Origin of the sequence: Nostoc sp. (assembly GCF_041747015.1) — a bacterium.
In the GTDB taxonomy this organism is placed as follows: domain Bacteria; phylum Cyanobacteriota; class Cyanobacteriia; order Cyanobacteriales; family Nostocaceae; genus Nostoc.
In genome coordinates this window covers 1-4,737 of record NZ_JBGTFY010000357.1, presented here as the reverse complement: position 1 = coordinate 4,737, position 4,737 = coordinate 1, and the positions used below count along the sequence as shown (strand labels likewise).

At 37.7% G+C, this 4,737-nt stretch carries 5 protein-coding genes and 1 pseudogene; 5 read left to right on the top strand and 1 reads right to left on the bottom strand.

What is annotated here, in order from left to right; translation table 11 throughout:
- The first annotated feature begins 138 nt into the window (after positions 1 to 138).
- The 5 genes from ACEW80_RS28485 (at position 139) to ACEW80_RS28465 (ending at position 4,348) form a co-directional block, all read left to right on the top strand.
- On the top strand, positions 139 to 1,347 hold the full coding sequence (locus ACEW80_RS28485) for a glycosyltransferase family 4 protein (RefSeq protein WP_373529826.1): 1,209 nt from the start codon (positions 139 to 141) through the stop codon (positions 1,345 to 1,347).
- 513 nt (positions 1,348 to 1,860) lie between these two features.
- Complete coding sequence (locus tag ACEW80_RS28480) at positions 1,861 to 3,225, top strand: hypothetical protein (RefSeq protein WP_373529825.1); 1,365 nt, start codon at positions 1,861 to 1,863, stop codon at positions 3,223 to 3,225.
- Positions 3,226 to 3,590: 365 nt separating this feature from the next.
- Positions 3,591 to 3,761: a PIN domain-containing protein gene (locus ACEW80_RS28475; protein WP_373529824.1), complete on the top strand. Its 171-nt coding sequence runs from the start codon at positions 3,591 to 3,593 to the stop codon at positions 3,759 to 3,761.
- 36 nt (positions 3,762 to 3,797) lie between these two features.
- Positions 3,798 to 4,028, top strand: coding sequence for a putative toxin-antitoxin system toxin component, PIN family (locus ACEW80_RS28470; RefSeq protein WP_373529823.1), 231 nt, complete (start codon positions 3,798 to 3,800; stop codon positions 4,026 to 4,028).
- Positions 4,025 to 4,348, top strand: coding sequence for a YlcI/YnfO family protein (locus ACEW80_RS28465; RefSeq protein ID WP_373529822.1), 324 nt, complete (start codon positions 4,025 to 4,027; stop codon positions 4,346 to 4,348). Before ACEW80_RS28470 ends, ACEW80_RS28465 begins: the two co-directional genes overlap by 4 nt.
- Positions 4,349 to 4,501: 153 nt before the next feature.
- Here the strand turns inward: ACEW80_RS28465 and ACEW80_RS28460 are convergent.
- Positions 4,502 to 4,737: pseudogene (locus ACEW80_RS28460) on the bottom strand (UPF0104 family protein); the annotation flags it as partial.

The window sequence follows — 4,737 nt, the reverse complement described above, 5'->3', positions numbered from 1 at the left end:
GTTGCTTCGCATGGTTTCAACGGAAATACCGTAGGCTTGTTGTTCGGTGGGAAAGAATTTCTGCCTGTTTCGATGCCTTTATTTCCCTCGCAACAATTCACATTTGGATTAACAGAATTTTATTACTGGGATAGGTTCATGAAAGTTGCCTTTGTAACTCATTACGATCTGCATAATAAGTGGAGATGGTCTCCTCATTTAATAGGACATTTTGGCACGAGCTATTATATGGCTCAGTCTTTAAAAAAACATTGCGATCTTGAGTTTATTGGTCCTTTAGCAGACAACTATTCCCTAGTATCCAAGGTAGAGTATCATACCCATCGGCTCTTAAATATCAAAACTTACCACGCTTGGGCAGCGCCATCTATAAATATAAATTATGCCCAACAGATCGCTAAAAATATCTTAATAATTAAGCCTGATATCATCTTATGTCCGCACATGAATGTAATTGCCTACCTCCAATGCAAGCAACCTATTGTGCTGTGGACAGACTCTTTATACGCAGGAACCATGAGTACTTTTCCTGATGGTGAGCCTTGCCAGACTTCTATTCGCCATCTCAAAACTTTGGATAAACTAGCATTAAAAAATTGTAAGTTAATTATATTCTCCTCGGATTGGGCGGCTCAATTGGCAATTCAAACTTACAAAGAAGCCGAGTCTGCTTTCTTGGAAAGGTTTACGGAAGGCACAGCCTCCCGCAAACTTTCCGCAAAAATAAAAGTAGTACCTACGGGAGCTAATTTAGAATGTAATCGAACTAAAAATGAAATTGAAAATATTATTAAGTCTAAATCATCAAAAGTATGCAAATTACTTTTTTGTGGTGTGAACTGGCAAAGAAAAGGTGGCGATGTAGCGCTTGAAGTAGCAAAACAATTAAATAACTCTGGCTTACTTACAGAACTTACTATATTAGGCTGTCAGCCTCTAGCCGATGAATCTTTACCAGACTTTGTAAAAGTATATGGTTTTGTAGATCGCTCAATTCAAGAAGGTCAAAAACTGGTAGAGTCTTTATTTACAGAAAATCATTTTCTCGTTTTACCTTCTAAAGTAGACTTTACACCGGGAGTCTTGAGAGAAGCAAGTTCTTTTGGATTGCCATGTATATCTACAAATATTGGCGGTATCCCTACATTGATTCGGGATGGTTATAATGGCAAAACTTTTGAGGCAGATGCGAGTATTAGCGAATACTGTGGTTATATTACTGACTTATTTGCTAACTACTCAAAATATATCGCTCTGTCATTATCTTCTTTTCAAGAGTATCAATCCCGCTTAAATTGGAATGCTGCCGGAGAAGCGACAATGAGGCATTTACAGAGCATACTTTAACTGATTCGGTAACTTATCTCGTAGCAAAATATCGAACTATTTAGAGGTTAAAGGCGAGTGTTGATACCGGAGTTTTAAAAAAAATTATTAACTGCGATCGCTTTTGAGCGTAATTATTAGATTAAATGCGATCGCTTAAACACTTTAAACTGTACTAAATAATTTTTCCGTACGATACCCTTTGCAAGGTAGATACACAGAAAAATTCCGTATATTCTCCAAATATGGATGTTATACAGACAATTTTCTTTTATCATGCCTAAAAATGACTAGGATGCTTGTATATTGTAATTTATTAAAAGATTACACGGAAAATTTCAGCATAATAAATAGTTAGGTGGCTTAAGCTATTGATGGAGACTGTGTAGCAGGAGTATCTGTGAAAATTTAGAGCGACGTTACAATGAGGTTATTGATAAGACAGTACCTTAAGGCTGTACGGAGATCGCCCGCATACGCAGTTTGAAATTTTGGAGCTAAGTCTTACCAAATCGTTTTTCTCAGTAACCATCTATGGAAACTCAGTTAAGTAAAGGTGATCTCAAGGCAGCCACACAGAATTGGAATACATTAACAAATAGCAAAAACAAAAACAAAAACTATTATATTCCCGTCAGTATTGAAGAGTATAAGAAGTTCGATAAATATGCCGCCCGATTAAAAATTAATTGTAGAGACTGGATTTTATTAGAAAACGCAATAACGGCATTTAATGAAGTTTTTAATAGGATTTACGAGAATCCTGTATTAAAGGGAATAGTATCTTATAGAATAGTTTATACGGCTTTAAATAAAGAGTTAGAAATAGAGATTTCTAGTAGAGAAAAAGATTCAAAAAGCAAAAGAGAATTTGCTGATATTTTAGAAAGCGTTCAACGTTCTATTGATGACAAAGTTAGTCATTTTGATTTCTTTTTCGCGATCGAAGGATTAGAACTAGAAAACCTTGAAAAAATTAGTTGTGGTAAAGTTGAAATCTTTGTCTTTAATCACGAATTGCGTGATCAATTGATTGCTGCTCACTTCGGGGTAGTTGAGCCACAGAACCAAGAGGTGTTAGTATATACCCAAGATTTCTTTGATAAAAACTTTTTGAACCGTTTGTGTATAAAGTCTACTGCCTACAGAGATTCTGATATTTCTTATAAAATAGCTTATAGACAAGCACGAGAGTTGATAAACTATTTTAGATATATTCTCTGTCTCTTTACACATAACAGAGTTTCAGAGCAAATGATAAAAATAAACTTTTTATTTGAAGCCTATAGCAATAGTGAGAGAACTTTAATTAGAAGAGATAAAGATAATGCTATTATTTTAGTTTCTGGTTGTGGTCGTAGACCTCTACAAACCTTTCCTATTGATAAAAATTGTCTTGAAGATTTATCTTTCAATGGTTTCCTAGACGACTTTATTACTGTCATTAATGCCTCTTCTCAAACAAAAGTAGAAGGATGCATTTTGACCTCAATTTATTGGATAGGTGAAGCTCAGAATGAAGCTGATTTAGATGTATCTTTTTTAAAGTATTGGACTGCGTTGGAATGTATATTTACTGGTTCTGAGCAACCGACACATGCTTTAGCCAAAGGGGTTGCAACACTCAATGCTTTTAGTGGCTACGAGTTTATAAGAATTGAGGATGCCAAAAAAGTGTATAAAAGCATGACAAATCTTTATGGTAAACGCTCGGATATCATCCATCGAGGTATGAACTATTTAGCTGATCAAATAATCAGCGAGGCTGATATTTCTAGAATCTGTAAATATACAGCATGGAGCATCCTCAGCCTGTTTCATCTACGCTCCATCGGTTATACGAATATGCAAGAGGTCAGCAATCACATCAACAGATCATATCCAAAATGGAGAATTTAATATTTTTGTAGAGTTGTATAAAACGCCACTTAACAACCGTGTATTAGTAGTGTTAGACCTTTACGAGTTGTACATGAGTACGGTGATACTTCACTGGAGATATTAGCTTTACAAACTTATCATTTAACTCAGTTACATCCTGCTAGTGGCTTCCGCTCTTGCCGACTGCCTTGGGTACTGCATTTAGCTGATAGAAGTAGTAAAGAATTTCAGCGCATTGGTCAGATTAGTATTCTCCAAAATCTCAATCGAGAAAAGCTAATTGCTGTCTAGATATGTGTAATTAGGAGTAAAGAGAGATAACAAACTTCCAAATTACTATGGTAAATCAGACATGACACTGCCTATGGTGCTATAGTAGTGTCATGTCTGGTTTGCCTTTACTTCTAATTGTTGTTGATACCAATCTTGTATTTGAAGGTCTGACCAAGCAAGGCGGAGCTTCAGGTTTGATCATTGATGCTTGGTTGACTGGGCTGATGGTGGTTTGTGTCTCCAATGCGCTTGCCTATGAATATGACGATGTGTTGTCTTGAAAGCTCTCAGAAGAACGCTGGAGTAAGTTGCAACCTGTGTTGGGGCAACTTTTAAGTGTTGCTCAATACACAAATATTTATTTCTCGTGGCGACCGACTTCCCCAGATGCAGGTGACGATCTAGTGATTGATTGTGCGATGAATGCAGGTGCGAGCGTAGTCACCTCTAATATTCGAGATTTTTGGAGTGCGAAAGAGTCATTGGGGGTACGAGTGCTTACCCCTGTGCAGTTTGTGAACATATTAGCATCAGGAGAAAAGTCATGAGCCGATTAACCTTACGATTACCTGGAACCTTACATCAACAGCTTGCTCAACTCGCTGAAGGTGAAGGTGTATCGCTGAATCAGTATATCGTTTATGCATTGACTCGTCAGGCAGCTTTAGCGTATGGAATTCAATCTGTTCCCAAAGCTGAAGTTGCACTGCAACAGCAGGCGTTTCAGTCATTGATCGAGCAACTAGGACAAACTTCGCCGTCTGAAATTAAGTCAGTTTTAGCGACACGTGAGAAAACTGATCCAGAAGCAGAATTGAGTGCAGATATAATTGAGCGTCTTCAAGAACGAATCCGAAAGCGAGCCTAGTCATAGAAGGTTGGAGTAGTGCCAGCAAGATAATAAGTCGTTGGAGCGGCGATCACAGGTTTTGTGCTTCGTTTAAAGTTGCACGTCGCCGCTCAGTTTGGTCGTTAGTGTGAATACTTTTTAGAAAGAAGTGCGATCGCATTTCTTCCCAATTCAAGTAGCGAATCTATCCCAAACCCAAACAAGTCCCGCCCCCACAACTTCCGCCAAGATACTAATTAAACGGTACAAAGCAACTACACTCAAAATAAGTCCGGGAGAAAATAAAGCTCCTAGTAATGCGGTAGCCGTTGCTTCAAATACACCAATTCCTCCCGGCGCGCCAGGTACAACCAAACCAAGCAACCAAGCTAGGCTAAAACTACTAATTAAAATCGGAATTTGATTGA